The organism is Novispirillum itersonii (assembly GCF_014205675.1).
GTDB lineage: Bacteria > Pseudomonadota > Alphaproteobacteria > Rhodospirillales > Rhodospirillaceae > Novispirillum > Novispirillum itersonii_A.
The window spans coordinates 96,626-111,564 of record NZ_JACIIX010000011.1 but is presented as its reverse complement, the minus strand read 5'-3'; the positions used below and the strand labels follow the sequence as shown (position 1 = coordinate 111,564).

General features: G+C 65.4%; 11 protein-coding genes. 4 read left to right on the top strand and 7 right to left on the bottom strand.

The genetic code is table 11. The features are described 5' to 3' along the window. Positions 1-236: 236 nt before the first annotated feature. The 3 genes from FHS48_RS14375 to FHS48_RS14365 all read right to left on the bottom strand — a co-directional run bounded on the left by FHS48_RS14375 (position 237) and on the right by FHS48_RS14365 (position 4,867). Positions 237-2,237, bottom strand: a complete 2,001-nt coding sequence (locus tag FHS48_RS14375) for a methyl-accepting chemotaxis protein (RefSeq protein ID WP_184264269.1) — start codon at positions 2,235-2,237, stop codon at positions 237-239. Positions 2,238-2,638: 401 nt separating this feature from the next. Further along, entirely contained in the window at positions 2,639-4,006 is a 1,368-nt protein-coding gene (locus tag FHS48_RS14370; RefSeq protein ID WP_184264268.1) for a glutamate--cysteine ligase, read from the bottom strand. 93 nt (positions 4,007-4,099) lie between these two features. Then, positions 4,100-4,867: a 16S rRNA (uracil(1498)-N(3))-methyltransferase gene (locus tag FHS48_RS14365; RefSeq protein ID WP_184264267.1), complete on the bottom strand. Its 768-nt coding sequence runs from the start codon at positions 4,865-4,867 to the stop codon at positions 4,100-4,102. 138 nt (positions 4,868-5,005) lie between these two features. Between FHS48_RS14365 and ubiA the strand changes: the two genes are divergently transcribed. The 4 genes from ubiA to FHS48_RS14345 all read left to right on the top strand — a co-directional run bounded on the left by ubiA (position 5,006) and on the right by FHS48_RS14345 (position 9,572). Beyond that, complete coding sequence (gene ubiA / locus FHS48_RS14360) at positions 5,006-5,902, top strand: 4-hydroxybenzoate octaprenyltransferase (RefSeq protein ID WP_260402492.1); 897 nt, start codon at positions 5,006-5,008, stop codon at positions 5,900-5,902. A 41-nt stretch (positions 5,903-5,943) separates the two neighbouring features. Further along, the gene (locus tag FHS48_RS14355; RefSeq protein WP_311769145.1) at positions 5,944-6,573 is read left to right on the top strand and encodes a class I SAM-dependent methyltransferase; all 630 of its coding nucleotides are present in this window, start codon (positions 5,944-5,946) and stop codon (positions 6,571-6,573) included. 204 nt (positions 6,574-6,777) lie between these two features. Beyond that, positions 6,778-8,679: a methyl-accepting chemotaxis protein gene (locus FHS48_RS14350; protein ID WP_260402491.1), complete on the top strand. Its 1,902-nt coding sequence runs from the start codon at positions 6,778-6,780 to the stop codon at positions 8,677-8,679. Between the two features lie 221 nt (positions 8,680-8,900). Further along, entirely contained in the window at positions 8,901-9,572 is a 672-nt protein-coding gene (locus tag FHS48_RS14345) for a hypothetical protein (RefSeq protein WP_184264264.1), read from the top strand. Between the two features lie 46 nt (positions 9,573-9,618). On the opposite strand, the gene FHS48_RS14340 is transcribed toward FHS48_RS14345, so the two are convergent. The 4 genes from FHS48_RS14340 to dapD form a co-directional block, all read right to left on the bottom strand. Next, positions 9,619-11,949: a heavy metal translocating P-type ATPase gene (locus FHS48_RS14340; RefSeq protein ID WP_184264263.1), complete on the bottom strand. Its 2,331-nt coding sequence runs from the start codon at positions 11,947-11,949 to the stop codon at positions 9,619-9,621. Between the two features lie 127 nt (positions 11,950-12,076). After that, a complete protein-coding gene (locus FHS48_RS14335) occupies positions 12,077-12,634 on the bottom strand; it encodes a hypothetical protein (RefSeq protein WP_184264262.1) in 558 nt (185 codons plus the stop codon). A 5-nt stretch (positions 12,635-12,639) separates the two neighbouring features. Next, a complete protein-coding gene (dapE, locus tag FHS48_RS14330) occupies positions 12,640-13,854 on the bottom strand; it encodes a succinyl-diaminopimelate desuccinylase (protein ID WP_311769144.1) in 1,215 nt (404 codons plus the stop codon). Between the two features lie 89 nt (positions 13,855-13,943). Next, positions 13,944-14,807, bottom strand: coding sequence for a 2,3,4,5-tetrahydropyridine-2,6-dicarboxylate N-succinyltransferase (gene dapD, locus FHS48_RS14325; protein ID WP_184264261.1), 864 nt, complete (start codon positions 14,805-14,807; stop codon positions 13,944-13,946). Positions 14,808-14,939 lie beyond the last annotated feature (132 nt).

Sequence of the window (14,939 nt, the reverse complement as noted above, 5' to 3'; positions counted from 1 at the left end):
TGTGAATACTGTTAAAGCCAATTATCTCTTTTTAAAATTATGGGTAAATACGACCATAATACCTATAGATATCATCTTTCGATTGGTATCGTCGAAAATTTCCCGCTTTTCGTGTCTGAAAATGCTTCGCACTCCTGCTGTGGGGCAGGGTGGGCACATCGAAAAAAGAAACGGCCCCGGTCCGGAAAGGCGGACAGGGGCCGGAAAAAAGGCAAGGTCTGAACCGGAAAGGGGGATCAGGTATTGGTGTGGCGCACCTGCTCCAGAAAGCTGGTGACGGCCCGGGACAGGGATGCCGCCTGTGCCTTCAGGGAATCCGCACTGGTCAGGACCGCTTCGGCCTGAGTGCCGGTTTCTTTGGCGGCCAGCGTTACCTCGCTGATGGTCTCGCTGACCGACTGGGTGCCAATCGCTGCCTGCTGGGTGTTGCGAGCGATTTCCTGCGTGGCCGCCCCCTGTTCTTCCACGGCGGAGGAGATGGCGGCGGCAATCTCGTTCATACGGTCGATCACCCGGGCAATCCGCTGGATCACCTTGACGGCATCGCGGGTCGCCGACTGGACAGAGGTGATCTGGCGGCCGATTTCCTCGGTGGCCCGGTCGGTCTGGTTGGCAAGGGTCTTCACCTCGTTGGCGACCACGGCAAAGCCTTTTCCGGCATCTCCGGCACGGGCGGCCTCAATGGTGGCATTCAGGGCCAGCAGGTTGGTCTGTTCCGAGATGGCGGTGATCATCCGGACCACTTCACCGATGTGATCGGTGGCGGCCAGCAGGCCCTCGACCTGTGTATTGGCGCGGCGGGCTTCCTCCACCGCCTGACCGGCGATGGAGGCGGAACGGGCCACCTGCTCCGAGATTTCGTGGATTGAGGCGGACAGCTCTTCGGCGGCGGAGGCAACAATCTCGACGTTGGTGTTGGTTTCCCGGGTGGCCCGCGCCACCTGGTGGGCCTGACGGCTGGTATCCTCGGCGGTGGCAGTCATCACCTGCGCTGTTTCGTGCATGCCGTCAACCGAGGCGCTGATCGCGGAAATCGCGCCGGAGACATGGCTTTCCAGATCATCGGCAAGGCTGAGCAGGATCTGGCGGCGTTCGGTTTCCTCCCGCTCCATTGCCTTGGCGCGCTCGTGCTCCAGACGCTCCATTTCCAGCGCATTATCCTTGAACACGCTGACGGCGGCGGCCATCTCGCCGATTTCGTCGCGGTGGTCGGTGCCGGGAACCTCGGTGGATTTATCGCCCTCGGCCAGACGGCGCATGGCGCTGGTCATGGCGTTGATCGGCCGGGTGATGCTGCGCCCGATCAGATAGGATGCGGTGACACCGGCGACGATGCTGAGCAGGGCGATCAGCGAAACGGTGATCTGCGATCCGCGCAGGCTGTTGAGGATGTTGGTCTGGGTTTCCTGCTGGATCCGGCGTTCCATCTCCAGCGAGGCGACTTTGGTCTGTTCGGTGCTGGCGTTGATCTGCCGCTCCACCGTATGCAGCTTTTCCTGCTGTGCGCTGAGTTCACCGATGATCGCCGACAGGTCATTCAGGGCGGTCTGGTAATCGGTATACAGGGCGTTGACCTGCGCCGCGTCCGGAATCTGGGCGATCGCCTCATCAACGCGGAACAGTTCTTCCCACGCCCGGGCGTAGGCGTCTTCCTTCTGGGTGACCATGAATTCGTCCACCGCCCGCTGGGCCATCAGCATGTGCTGGATCAGGCGGCCGGCGACTTCGGTCAGGGTGGCGTCCCGGGACTCCGCCGCCTTGGTGCGGATGGCGGAAACCCCGTCGATCAGGCGGTCTGACAGAGGATTCAGCCGGTCGGTGATCAGCTGGACCCGGGCGGAAACCAGAGCCATGGTCGGCTCCAGAATATCTTTGTAGCTGGCGACGGCGGTTGCGGTCTCGGCAACGGTTGCGGCCACCTCGGTGCCATCGGCGGAGGCGGTCAGGGCAGAGATCCGTTCATCAAGACGTTTCTGTTCGACGTCAACAGACCTGGCATTTTCCGGGCTGGGGACCTGAATATAGGCCGAGACGTACTTGTCATAGGCCAGCACCTGCCGGTCCAGCTGTACAGCCAGTACGGCGTTGGTGGAGGCCCCCGAGATGATGCGCACATGCCCGGCGACGTTCTCGAACATCCAGACGGTGCCGATCGCGACCAGGGTCGACAGGGTGAAAACCACAGAAAACCCGGCAACAAGACGGGTTCCAATCTTCATGGTCTTGAATACACGCATAAGGATCAGCTGCCCCTGTTCTGCTGGCTCCGGGCATCCTGCCGGAGTCTGGCCCGGATGTCTCCGGCGGTGCCCCTGTGGGACCGGAGGTTTGCCTGGGACCGGAGGTTTGCCCTGTGTCCCGGAAAGCCGCGCCCGCCTTCCGGTCTCAGGTGTTTATCCCGTATGTTCCCCGTACCATTCGCCCTGTTGGTTTACCTTAGTTTACTCAAGGACTCTCTCAAAGAACGCAGCGTAGCGCAACCTTAACCGGGCGGATTGACCTGCATCAAACGACCTATGGGGAAGTGGTATGGCAACGGGGAAAAAAGCATAAAGCCCGACCGGAGACCAGTCGGGCTTTATGATAAAACCATGAAATAAAAGAGGGGATCATCCGGGAATGAACGGTCTTTTCCCGGTCAGTAGCCGTAATCCTGGAAAATCCGGCTGATGTCTCCCTTCCACTTTTGGTCGTAGGCCTCCAGCAGGCGGTCCGCAGCGGTCATACCGCTGTCGGCAATCTCGCGCAGCGGGGTCAGGAAGCCGGTTTCATTGTCTCCGGCGCTGTTCAGGCGGGCCCGGCGGGCCAGACCGTCGTGGGCGATTTCCAGCACCTGCTTTGCGACCTCCTGCACGCTGCGGCCGCCGATGGTGGCTTGCAGGGCCAGACGCGGCACATCGGCCACCAGCCGGTGACGGTCCTCGGCGGTCCAGTCCTTCACCAGATCCCACGCCGCATCCAGTGCGGTCTGGTCATACAGCAGGCCGGTCCACAGGGCAGGCAGGGCGCACAGGCGATCCCACGGCCCGCCGTCGGCGCCGCGCATTTCCAGATATTTCTTCAGGCGCACGTCGGGGAAGGCGGTGGACATGTGGTCCGCCCAGTCCCCCATGGTCGGGGTCTGGCCGGGGTAGGCGGGCAGGCGGCCTGCCATGAAATCGCGGAACGACTGGCCGGAGGCGTCAATGTATCCACCATCGCGGTAGACAAAGTACATCGGCACATCAAGCAGGTAATCGGCGTAGCGTTCAAAGCCGAATCCGTCCTCGAACACCAGATCAAGGTTCCCGGAGCGGGCGTTGTCGGTATCGGTCCAGACATGGGCGCGGTAGCTTTTGAAGCCGTTCGGCTTGCCCTCGGTGAAGGGGCTGTTGGCGAACAGGGCGGTGGCAACCGGTTGCAGGGCCATCGACACCCGCATCTTCTGCACCATATCGGCTTCCGAGCCGTGGTCGAGGTTGACCTGCACGGTGCAGGTCCGCAGCATCATGTCCAGCCCCATGGTGCCGACCTTGGGCATATAGTCGCGCATGATGCGGTAGCGGCCCTTGGGCATCCAGTGCATCTGGTCGCGGCGGGCGGTGGGGTGGAAACCGAGGCCGATCAGACCGACACCGTTGGCTTCGGCCACCTGCTTGATGTGGCGGCGGTGGGTGGTCACCTCGACACAGGTCTGGTGCAGGGTTTCCAGCTGGGCCCCGGACAGTTCCAGCTGTCCTGCCGGTTCCAGCGAGATGGAGGCCCCATCCTCGCGGGTCATGGCGATCACGTTGTCGCCTTCCCGGACCGGGGTCCAGCCGAACTGTTCCATCCCCTTCAGGATATCGCGGATTCCGCCCGGCTCGTCATAGGACAGGGTGCTGCCATCGGCGATGCGGAACGGGAATTTCTCGTGCTCGGTGCCGATCCGCCACTCGTCCCGGGAACGGGACCCGCTTTCCAGATAGGCGACCAGATCGTCGCGGCTGGCGACCGGGGCCGCGTTAGGCTTGGAGAAGGCGGACATGCAGGGCACTCCTGAAAAACGGGCCGGAGAACCCGGCTGGCCTGAAACGGGGCCGGAGCAGGCTCCGGCGGAACTGAAAGACTCTACGGGCGGTCAACCGCCCCGGAAGGCCGGGCGGCCCTGCCAGTCACCCCGCAGGGCCTGCCAGCAGGTCAGGGCGGACAGGGCCGCCGTTTCCGCCCGCAGAATCCGGGGACCGAGAGTGACGCGGATAACAAAGGGATACCGGTGTAAAAGTTCAAGTTCCGATTTTTCAAACCCGCCTTCGGGGCCGATCAGAATCGCGGCTTCGGTGCCCGGCGGCAGGGCGGACAGAGCGGAGGCAACATCCCGGCCTGCTCCGGTTTCGTCCATCACCAGCAGGCACCGCGCCGGAGCCCAGCCATCAAGCAGGCGGTCGAGCTTTTCCGGTTCCGCCACGGTCGGCACCGACAGGCGCTCACACTGTTCCGACGCTTCGATGGCGTTGGCGGTCAGCCGTTCGGTGTTGACGCGGGTGGCATTGGTGTAACGGGTCAGTACCGGGATCAGGTGGCTGGCCCCCAGCTCGGTGGCTTTTTCCACCACCATGTCGGTGGCGTCTTTTTTCAGCGGGGCAAACAGCAGCCACGGGCCGGGCCGGGGTTCGTCGGACTGCGGGCGCAGCAGGGTCTGCGCCGTGGCGGTGGCCCGGCGCTTGCCGGTTTCGGTCAGGGTGGCCACCCATTCGCCATCGCGGCCGTTGAACAGGGCGATCTCTTCCCCGGCGGCGGTGCGCATCACGGCATGCAGGTAGTGGGCCTGCCCCTCGCTGAGGGCGACGGTTGCCCCTGCGGACAGAGCGGCATCGGTGAACAGGCGGAGGGCGGGGCGGGCAGGCATGAGACCGGTTTCCTGACAGGGCCCGGCTGCGGTCCATCGGGGCACCGGAGACGGGAAGGCGAGTTTGCTGTGTTGAGTTTGCCGCGGGGCGTCGGTATGTATACCCCTATGACTGAGCCAAGGCCAATGATTGGCGACATGCCGACCGACGGATGGATCGACCGGATCCTGCCGGAAGCATGGCGCCCGTACTGCAAACTGATGCGGCTGGACCGTCCGATCGGCGTCTGGCTGCTGCTGTTCCCCTGCTGGTGGTCAACCACACTGGCGGCGGCGGTGGAGGATGTCGGCCCGCTGGAATGGCTGTCGCTGATCGTGCTGTTTGGCATCGGCGCGACGGTCATGCGCGGCGCGGGCTGTGTCATCAATGATATCTTTGACCGCGATATTGACCGTCAGGTGGCGCGCACCGCCGCCCGGCCACTGGCCAGCGGCGCACTCAGCCTGCGGCAGGCGGCGGTGTTTCTGGTGGCCCTGCTGCTGATCGGTCTGCTGGTTCTGCTCAGCCTGTCGAAGATGGCGGTTCTGGTCGGGATCGGTTCGGTCCCGATGTTTGCCGTCTATCCGCTGATGAAGCGGATCACCCACTGGCCACAGGCCTGGCTGGGGCTGACCTTCAACTGGGGGGCGCTGGTCGGCTGGGCGGCGATCACCGGGACCGTGGGGCTGCCCGCCCTGCTGCTGTTTGTCGGTGGGCTGTTCTGGACCCTTGGCTACGATACCATCTATGCCCATCAGGACCGCGAGGATGATCTGGCGGTGGGCGTGAAGTCCTCGGCACTGGCGCTGGGGCGGCACACCCGGGCGGTGGTCGGGGTGTTCTACCTGCTGGCGTGGGGTCTGTTCACCGCCGCCGGGGCGCTGGCCGGGCTGCATCTGGGCTTTTATCTGGTGATGCTGGCGGCGCTGGGCCACTTTGTCTGGCAGGTTCTGGTGCTGGATATTGACCACGGACCGACCTGTCTGCGGCTGTTCAAATCCAACAAGACTTTTGGCTGGATCATGCTGCTGGCGATTGTGGCGGGTCAGGTGTGACCGGGCCGGATGCTGCCGGATTCATCCGCAGGCATACCGCGGTGACAGCCCCCGGGCTGATCCCGGAGCTGTCGCTGTATCTGGCGACGGATGTGACGCCGCTGTGGTCGGCGACACAGGATTTTCTCGATCAGAATGGACTGGAGCCACCGTTCTGGGCCTTTGCCTGGCCGGGAGGGCAGGCCCTCGCCCGCCTTCTGCTGGATCAACCGGAGTCTGTCCGGGGGAAGACCGTTCTGTCCTTTGCCGCCGGGGGCGGGGTCGAGGCGATTGCCGCTGCCCGTTCCGGTGCGGCGCGGGTTCTGGCCAATGATATTGATCCGATCGCGCAGGTGGCCTGTGGGCTGAATGCCGGGCTGAACGGAGTCACCGTAGACCTGTGCGGGAAAGATCTGCTGGGGGGGAGCCTGCCGGACGGGTGGGAACGGCCGGAGGTCATTCTCGCCGGGGATGTCTGTTATGACCGTGAGATGGCGGCCCGGGTGATCCCCTGGCTGCGGGACCGGGCCGGGGCCGGGGCGGTGGTGTTGATGGCGGATCCCGGCCGTGCCTATCTACCTGATGGAGAAGGGCTGATGGAGGTCGGGCGCTATACGGTGCCGACGTCCCGTGCCGTGGAAGAGTCCGAACACCGGGACACCCGGATTTTCCGCTGGCAGGCACGGGGATGACCGTCTGCGGTATTAACTCCTACGGATAGTATGGTCTTTTCGAATTGTATCCAATCTTCGTGACCCTTAATATGTGATCTATCAAATACTCTCCGTAGGTAGGGGGCGGAGATCACAGGGGGGCACAGAATGGCCGACCGGACATACGAAACCACGACGACCGAAAGAACCCGCAAAAGCATTATGACGAGAATACTTTTCGTCATGGTTGCGATGGTTCTGGTTATTTTTGCAATTTTCTCTGTCTATCTTGACCGCTACCAGAAATCCCAGATTGAGGCGGAACTTGAAGCCTCGCTCCAGAACACCGGAGAGACTGCCGCCGCCGGGCTGAGTGACTGGCTGGAGGCCCGGGCCCGGCTGATCCGCATGGTGGCGGAAACGCAGGGTGAGACCAAGGACGATGCGGCACTGGAAAGTTTCCTGAAAGCCAAGGTCCTGACCGAAACCTTTGATACCGCCTATCTTGGCCGGGAGAATGGTGATTTTATCGCCTGGCCGCCGCCGAAACTGCCCCCGGGGTTCGATCCCCGGACCCGCCCGTGGTACGCGGCGGCGGTGCAGCAGAAAGGGGCGACGATGACCCCGCCCTTCATTCAGGCGGCCACCAAGGAACTGGTGATGACAGCAACCGTACCGGTGATGCGGGACGGAAAGGTTGTGGCGGTGGCCGGGGGGAACTTCACCCTGAAGGCGCTGGGGTCGATGCTCAGCCACATCACGCTGGGCGGCCTTGGTCACGCCTTTGTCGTGGACGCCAAGGGGATGGTGCTGATCCATCCCGATCCGGCGCTGGCGACCAAGACGCTGTCGGACCTGTTTCCGCAGAATACGCCGGTGATCGGTCCGGCCCTGAGTTCGACCCGGCTCAACGGCCGTCCGGTGCTGGTGGAATTTGCCCCGCTGACCGTGTCGGGCGTCCAGTGGTCGCTGGTGCTGGTGGTTGATGAAGGGCTGGCCTTTGCCCCGCTGGCAACCTTCCGGATTGCGGCGCTGGTGGCGGCACTGATCGGGGCGGTTCTGCTGATCATCCTGATGCAGCAGGCCCTGAAGCGGGTGGTGGCCCAGCCGGTGACCGGTATGACCGGGGCGATGCGCCGTCTGGCCGGTGGGGATCTACAGGCCGACATCCCCGGCCTTGGCCGCGAGGATGAGATCGGGGCGATGGCCTCGGCGGTGCAGGTGTTCCGCGATCATGCGCTGGAACGGCAGCGGCTGGAGGCCGAACAGGCCGAAGCCGCCCGGGCGCGGGAGGTCCGCACCCAGCGGATGGAAGAGCTGATCGCCCTGTTCGACCGCGATATGTTGCAGGTTCTGGAACTGGTGACTTCGGCGGCGACGGAGCTGGAGGCGACGGCCCAGTCGCTTCAGGCCACCGCCCACCGTTCCGCCGGGGATGCCACCACGGCGGCGGCGGCGACCGAGCAGGCTTCGGTCAACGTCAAAAGCGTTGCCTCCTCCACCGATATGCTGGTGCGGTCGATCGCCAATATTGCCGACAGTGCCGGGGAATCCCGGCAGGTGGCGGAACAGGCGATGGATGCGGCCGCGCGGACGGACCAGACCGTGCGGTCGCTGGTGCAGGCCACCGACCGGATCAGTCAGATTGTCGGGCTGATCAACGATATCGCCAGTCAGACCAATCTGCTCGCCCTGAATGCCACTATCGAGGCAGCGCGGGCCGGGGATGCCGGAAAGGGCTTTGCCGTGGTGGCGAACGAGGTGAAATCCCTCGCCAACCAGACCGCCAAGGCCACCGGCGAGATCGCCTCGCAGATCGGCGAGATCCAGACGGTTTCCAACGAGGCGGTACAGGCGATTCAGGGCATTGCCTCGGTCATCACCCGCATCAACACGCTGGCCGGGGATATCTCGCAGGCGGTGCAGGATCAGGGGGATTCGACCCGTGAAATCGCCCGCAATGTGGCGGAGGCGGCGCAGGGCACACAGGATGTCTCGCACAGTGTGATCAACGTGACGGAAGGGGCCCGCGAAACCGGGGACAGTGCGGCGCAGGTGCTGGGGGCGGCGGCGGAGCTGGCGCGTCAGGCCGAAACCCTGAAGAGCAAGGTGGACGGGTTCTTCCATAACATCCGCAGTCTGTGATCCTGCTCCGGCGGACCGGCCGGAGCCCTGACCGGAAACACCCCCGGTGCGGACGTGCCGGGGGTGTTCCGTTTTCCGGCACACAGAAGGACTGAAAACAGATGGGGATAACCGGCGGGCGCGTCTGTACAGGCCGCCGTCGGGTGGGCTACACAGGGGGAATGCCAGCCCGGACCTCCTCCGTGGAGAGAGCGGGGGCAAACAGAAGGATGAGAGAGGGAATGGGGTCTCCGGTTCTGCTCGCCGCCAGCATTGATTTCGCCTTCAGTCCGATGGAAGACCGGATGTTGGTCCGCTGTCTCGATCAGGCCGGGGCGGCTCACCACCTGTGGCTGACCCGGCGGCTGTGCCGGGCCTTCCTGCAACAGTTCGGGGCCCTGCTGGCGATGACGGCGCAGGCTGCCGGTGTCCCGGATGAACAGCGTCAGGCGATGGTGCTGTTTGAACATCTGGACGCCCTGAACGATCAGGCCGCCCTTGCCCGGGATCAGGAAGCCAGTGCGCAGATGGCGGCGGCGTCGCAAAGCGCGCCGACCGAAGGCGGCGCGGTTTCGGCTTCGGCCCCGCCGCCCCCGGCGGAGGAGGGCGCCGCTGCGGACCCGTTAGGGACAGAGCCCCTGCCTGCTGCCCCGGTGGTGCCGGGCCCCGGCACCGTTCTGATGAACCGGATTGATGTCACCCCGCAGGAGGGACGGTTCGACCTGCGCCTGTTCGGCGGAGAGGCCTGTGCGGTGATGCTGCCGCTGACCCGGGCCGACGCCCACCGCCTGCTGGCGGTGTTGCTGCGCACCGCCACACAGGCAGACTGGGGGCTGGACGGGGAAGTCGGCTGGGTCGGGGATGGCAACCGGATGATGCAGGGGCAGGACAGCACCACCGTGCGCCGCCACTGACCGCCACTGATCATAGAGCCTGTTCTTCTGCGATGGTCTCCGGCGCTTATGGGCTCCGGGTCGGATCGGTCCGCAGCAGACGCAGGGCATTCAGCGTCACCAGAACGGTTGCCCCGGTATCAGCCAGAATGGCGATCCACAGACCGGTGATGCCAAGGACCGAGGTGACGAGGAACACCGCCTTCAGCCCAAGGGCCAGTGCCACGTTTTGGCGGATGTTGCGCATGGTCTGGCGGGACAGCCGGATCAGGGCCGGAACATCGCTGACCCGGTCGCGCAGGATGGCGGCGTCGGCGGTTTCCAGCGCCACATCGGTCCCCGATCCCATCGCAACCCCGACGCTGGCCTGTTTCAGGGCCGGGGCATCGTTGATGCCATCCCCGATCATCATCACTCCTCCCGGCCCCTTCCGGTCCTGACCGGACTCTGCGAGGGCGCGGATCGCGGCCAGTTTGTCTTCCGGCAGCATCTCTGCCTGAACGGCGATCCCCAGCGGGGCGGCGATGGCGGCGGCGGTCCGGCTGTTGTCCCCGGTCAGCATGGTGGCGGTGATCCCCATCGCCTGAAGCTGGCGGACGGCGTCGGCGGCGTCGGGGCGCGGTTCATCGCGCAGGGCGATCAGGCCGAGGGCGTTTGCGCCGTGGCTGACGGCAACCACGGTTTTTCCGGTGGCTTCCAGTGTGGTTGCCTGCCCGCGCTGGGCGTCGGGCAGCAGTCCGCGGTCTGCGGCACTGTGGGGGGACAGGATGGCCGCCGCCATGCCGTTGATGACCGCCTCGACGCCCCGGCCCGGCAGGGCGCGGGCGGCTTCGCTGCGGGGCGGGGCAATGCCGCCGTCAGCGGCGCGGCGCAGGATCGCCTGTGCCAGCGGATGGCTGGACCCGGCCTCAATCCCGGCGGCCACCGTCAGTAAGGTACTGGTGTCGGTTCCGTCGGCAGGCAGCACATCGGTCACCTGCGGTCGGCCCTGTGTCAGGGTTCCGGTCTTGTCAAAGGCCACATGGCGGACGGCGGCGGCGGCCTCAATCACCGCGCCGCCCTTCATCAGCAGGCCGCGCCGGGCCCCGGCCGACAGGGCGGAGGCGATGGAGGCGGGCACGGAAATCACCAGCGCACAGGGGCAGCCGATCAGCAGCAGTGACAGACCCCGATAGATCCACACATCCCACGGCTGCTGCGCCAGCAGCGGCGGCAGCACCGTCACCAGCAGGGCCGCCAGAACGATCACCGGCATGTACCAGCGGGAGAAACGGTCGATGAAGCGTTCGGTCGGGGCACGGGCCTCTTCCGCCTCTTCCACCAGCCGGACGATCCGTGCCAGCGTGGTATCGCTGGCCTCCTTGGTGACGGTCACGGTCAGGGCGGCTTCGGTGTTGATGGATCCGGCAAACACCGGGTCGCCGGGGGCCTTGGTGCGGGGGACGCTTTCCCCGGTGACCGGGCTTTCGTCAACGCCGGAGACCCCCGTTGCAACCGTGCCATCAGCCGGGATGCGGTCACCGGGGCGGACCAGAACCGCCGCCCCGGGGCGCAGGCTGGCGGCGGCAACCTCCTGTGGCTGGCCGTTGACCAGTAGCAGGGCGGTTTTCGGAACCAGTGCGGCAAGAGTGCGGATGCCATTGCGGGCCTTTCCGGCGGCGACCCCTTCCAGCAGCTCGCCAACGGCGAACAGGAACACCACCAGCGCCGCTTCCTCCGCCGCCCCGATGATCAGCGCCCCGAGGGCGGCAATCGTCATCAGTCCTTCGATGGTGAAGGGATTGCCGCTGCGCAGGCTCTCCCACGCCCGCCGGGCCACCGGCGCGAGGCCGATCAGGCAGGCGGCGGTGAAGGCCCAGCGGCCAATGTCCGCCGATCCGGTAAGCGATGCGGTCAGGCGTTCCAGCCCCCATGCCGCCCCCAGCAGCGCTCCGGTCAGCAGCACCAGACGGCCCTTGCCGGTCTGGAACCATCGCTGGTCCGGGCGCTCCGGCGTGGTGTGGTCATGCCCGTGTTCATGATCATGCCTGTGACCGCTATGGCCATGACCGTTGTGGTCGTGGTCATGGCATGCGCTCTGGTGCGGCTGTGGCTCAGGATCGGTTCCACACCCATGTCCGCCGCAGCAGGGGGGCGGTGCCTCCTCCGGCTGGGGTGCAGCGGGGCGGGATGGGGCTGGGGTGATGCCGAAACCGAGCCGGGTGACGGCGGCCTCGATCTCTGCCGGGGCGGTGGTGGCCGGGGCAAGGGTCAGGGTCAGCCGTTCGGCCATCAGGGCAACATGAACGTCGCTGACGCCGGGCAGGCGGCTCAGGGCGCGGGTGATCTTGGTGGAGCAGGACGCGCAGTCCATGCCGGTCACCGTCCACACCCGCCGGGTGGCGAGGGAATGGGTCATCGGATCTCTCCGGTTCCGGCCCCGCAGAGGGGGCGATGAAGCGTTGAGACCGACGGTAATTGCTCTAGTGACTAGAGGGTCAAGCGGGAAAACGACGGGCCATGGTCCGGTGCGGGCGGCGGTGCCGTTAAATCAGGCTGGGCAGAACCCCGTTGATGAACACCGACAGCAGCAGATCGAGGATCACGCAGCCGGTGGCGGTCATGCCGGGGACCTTCAGGCTGTGGCGGGCGATGAACCAGCTGTAGACCATGATGGCGGTGCCGATCAGCATCATCAGCAGCTGGGCTGCCTGCGGCGGCAGCAGGTTCAGGCCGTTCAGGACAATAAAGGGCAGCAGCGCCAGGGCCACCACCACCTGAAACCAGTTGTAGACCGTAATGTAACGCAGAACCCGCAGGCCCCAGCCGAGACGGGGAGCCAGTTGCAGCAGGACCACCGGAAACAGCGCCCAGCCGATGACGTAGGTCAGCACCTCGGTGGCGGCGAACATCAGGAAATCGTCCGCCCCGCCCGGTTGCAGAACGTGAAACAGACTCTGGAGCAGGTAAACCGGGGCGACATACAGGCCGACCCGGAAGGAGGCCAGTGTCATCGCCGGGGATGCCGGAAAGGCATCAATCACCTTGGTGTTGAACCGCAGAATCTGAATCAGGATCTGCCGCAGGGCGTGAAGGGAGTGCATGAAAATCAGATCCTGCCACCAATGGCGAAATAACCGGTCAGGATCTGCTGATAGATCCGGGTCAGATTTTCCAGATCCTCAACAGCGATATGCTCGTTGACCTTGTGCATGGTCTGGCCGACCAGACCGAACTCCGCCACCGGGCAGACGTTTTTGATGAAGCGGGCATCAGAGGTGCCGCCGGTGGTTGACAGCTCCGGGGTCCGGCCGGTCACCGCCTCCACGGCCTTGGTCAGCAGGGTGGAAAACGGCCCCGGCTCGGTCAGGAAGGCCTCGCCCGATTCCGTCATCTTCAGGGTGTAGAAGGCGGCGGGATCGGCATCGGCACCGTCGCGGGCGGGGTCGAGGACGCTGGCGTCCAGTCGGGCGCGGATCCATGCCTCAAGGCTGGCGGCGGTGTGCAGGGTGTTGAAGCGGATGTTGAACAGTGCCCGGGCTTCGCCGGGGATGATATTGGTGGTCGGGTTGCCGACATCAATCGACACCACTTCCAGATTGGACGGCTGGAAGAAATCGTTGCCGAGGTCCAGCGGCTCCGCCAGCAGGGCTGAGACCATCCGGATCAGGCGCGGCACCGGGTTGTTGGCCAGATGCGGATAGGCAACGTGGCCCTGCGTGCCATGCACGGTGATCCAGCCGCTGATGCTGCCGCGCCGCCCGATCTTGATCATGTCGCCAAGCACGCGCGGATTGGTCGGTTCGCCGACCAGACAGACGTCGATGGTTTCGCCGCGTTCGGCCATCCAGTCCAGCACCTTGCGGGTGCCGTTGATCGACGGGCCTTCCTCGTCGCCGGTGATCAGCAGGCTGATCGAGCCATCCGGCGTTCCCTGTTCCGCCATCAGGCGGGAAACGGCGGCGACGAAGGCGGCAATCCCCCCCTTCATGTCGGCGGTACCGCGCCCGTACAGCTTGCCGTCACGGATTTCGGCGGCGAAGGGGTCCACCGTCCAGCCCCCGGCATTGCCGACCGGCACCACATCGGTGTGCCCGGCAAAGCAGAAATTCGGCCCCTGCGTGCCCAGCCGGGCATAGAGGTTGTCGATATCCGGTGTGCCCTCTTCCGAGAAGGTCATGCGGTGACAGACAAAGCCAAGGCCGGTCAGCGCCTGCGCCAGCACATCCAGTGCCCCGGCATCGGCGGGGGTCACCGACGGGCAGCGGATCAGCGACTGGGTCAGGGCGACCGGATCAATCACGGGCAGGGCGGCGTTGGACACGGTTGGGGAATCCGTTCTCTGGGAAGGAAAAGGGGGATCACGGTGCCGGGGGCAGGCAGGCCCGCCCCCGGCCGCAGGAGGAACAGGGATCAGTCGCGCAGCAGCTCGTTGATCGAGACCTTGGAACGGGTCTTTTCGTCAACGCGCTTGACGATCACGGCGCAGTACAGGCTCGGCCCCGGGGTGCCGTCCGGCAGCGGCTTGCCCGGCAGGTTGCCCGGCACCACCACGGAATAGGCCGGGACGCGGCCGATGAAGACTTCGCCGGTGGCGCGGTCGATCACCTTGGTGGATGCACCGATGAACACGCCCATCGACAGCACGGCCCCGGTTTCCACCACCACGCCTTCCGCCACTTCGGCGCGGGCGCCGATGAAGCAGTTGTCTTCGATGATCACCGGACCGGCCTGAAGCGGTTCCAGCACGCCGCCGATCCCGGCGCCGCCGGAGATATGGACGTTCTTGCCGATCTGGGCGCAGGAGCCGACGGTGGCCCAGGTGTCCACCATGGTGCCGGAATCGACATAGGCCCCGACGTTGACGAAGCTGGGCATCAGCACCACGCCGGGGGCGATGTAGGCGGACTTGCGGACCACGCAGTTCGGCACGGCGCGGAATCCGGCTGCGGTGAATTCGGCATCCGACCAGCCGTCGAACTTGGACGGCACCTTGTCCCACCAGCTGGAGCCGCCGGGGCCGCCGGAGATCGGGGCCATGGCATTCAGGCGGAAGGACAGCAGCACCGCCTTCTTCAGCCACTGGTTGACCACCCAGGCGCCGTCTTTTTTCTCCGCCACCCGCAGGGTCCCGGAATCAAGGGCGGCCAGCGCGTCGGCAACAGCGTCGCGGGCTTCGCCGGTGGTGGCGGGGGAAATCTGGTCGCGGGCTTCCCACGCCGCTTCCACGGCAGCCTGAAGCGCGGTCACGGACGGGAAGGAGGAAGTGACGGACATGGGACGGGGAACTCCGGTGTCTGCGGATAAGGATGTCCGGGGTCTGACGGCCCGGACACAACGGCAGACCTGCCGTGGCGGCAGGTGTGGCCGCGAGGATACCCGCTGAACCGTGTCAGTCAACCGGCCATC

Coding starts and splice junctions, on each gene's coding strand:
- dapD (WP_184264261.1), bottom strand. CDS start 14,807: ATGTCCGTCACTTCCTCCTTCCCGTCCGTGACCGCGCTTCAGGCTGCC.
- FHS48_RS14335 (WP_184264262.1), bottom strand. CDS start 12,634: ATGCACTCCCTTCACGCCCTGCGGCAGATCCTGATTCAGATTCTGCGG.
- FHS48_RS14370 (WP_184264268.1), bottom strand. CDS start 4,006: ATGTCCGCCTTCTCCAAGCCTAACGCGGCCCCGGTCGCCAGCCGCGAC.
- FHS48_RS14340 (WP_184264263.1), bottom strand. CDS start 11,949: ATGACCCATTCCCTCGCCACCCGGCGGGTGTGGACGGTGACCGGCATG.
- FHS48_RS14365 (WP_184264267.1), bottom strand. CDS start 4,867: ATGCCTGCCCGCCCCGCCCTCCGCCTGTTCACCGATGCCGCTCTGTCC.
- FHS48_RS14350 (WP_260402491.1), top strand. CDS start 6,778: ATGGTTGCGATGGTTCTGGTTATTTTTGCAATTTTCTCTGTCTATCTT.
- FHS48_RS14375 (WP_184264269.1), bottom strand. CDS start 2,237: ATGCGTGTATTCAAGACCATGAAGATTGGAACCCGTCTTGTTGCCGGG.
- ubiA (WP_260402492.1), top strand. CDS start 5,006: ATGCCGACCGACGGATGGATCGACCGGATCCTGCCGGAAGCATGGCGC.
- FHS48_RS14345 (WP_184264264.1), top strand. CDS start 8,901: ATGGGGTCTCCGGTTCTGCTCGCCGCCAGCATTGATTTCGCCTTCAGT.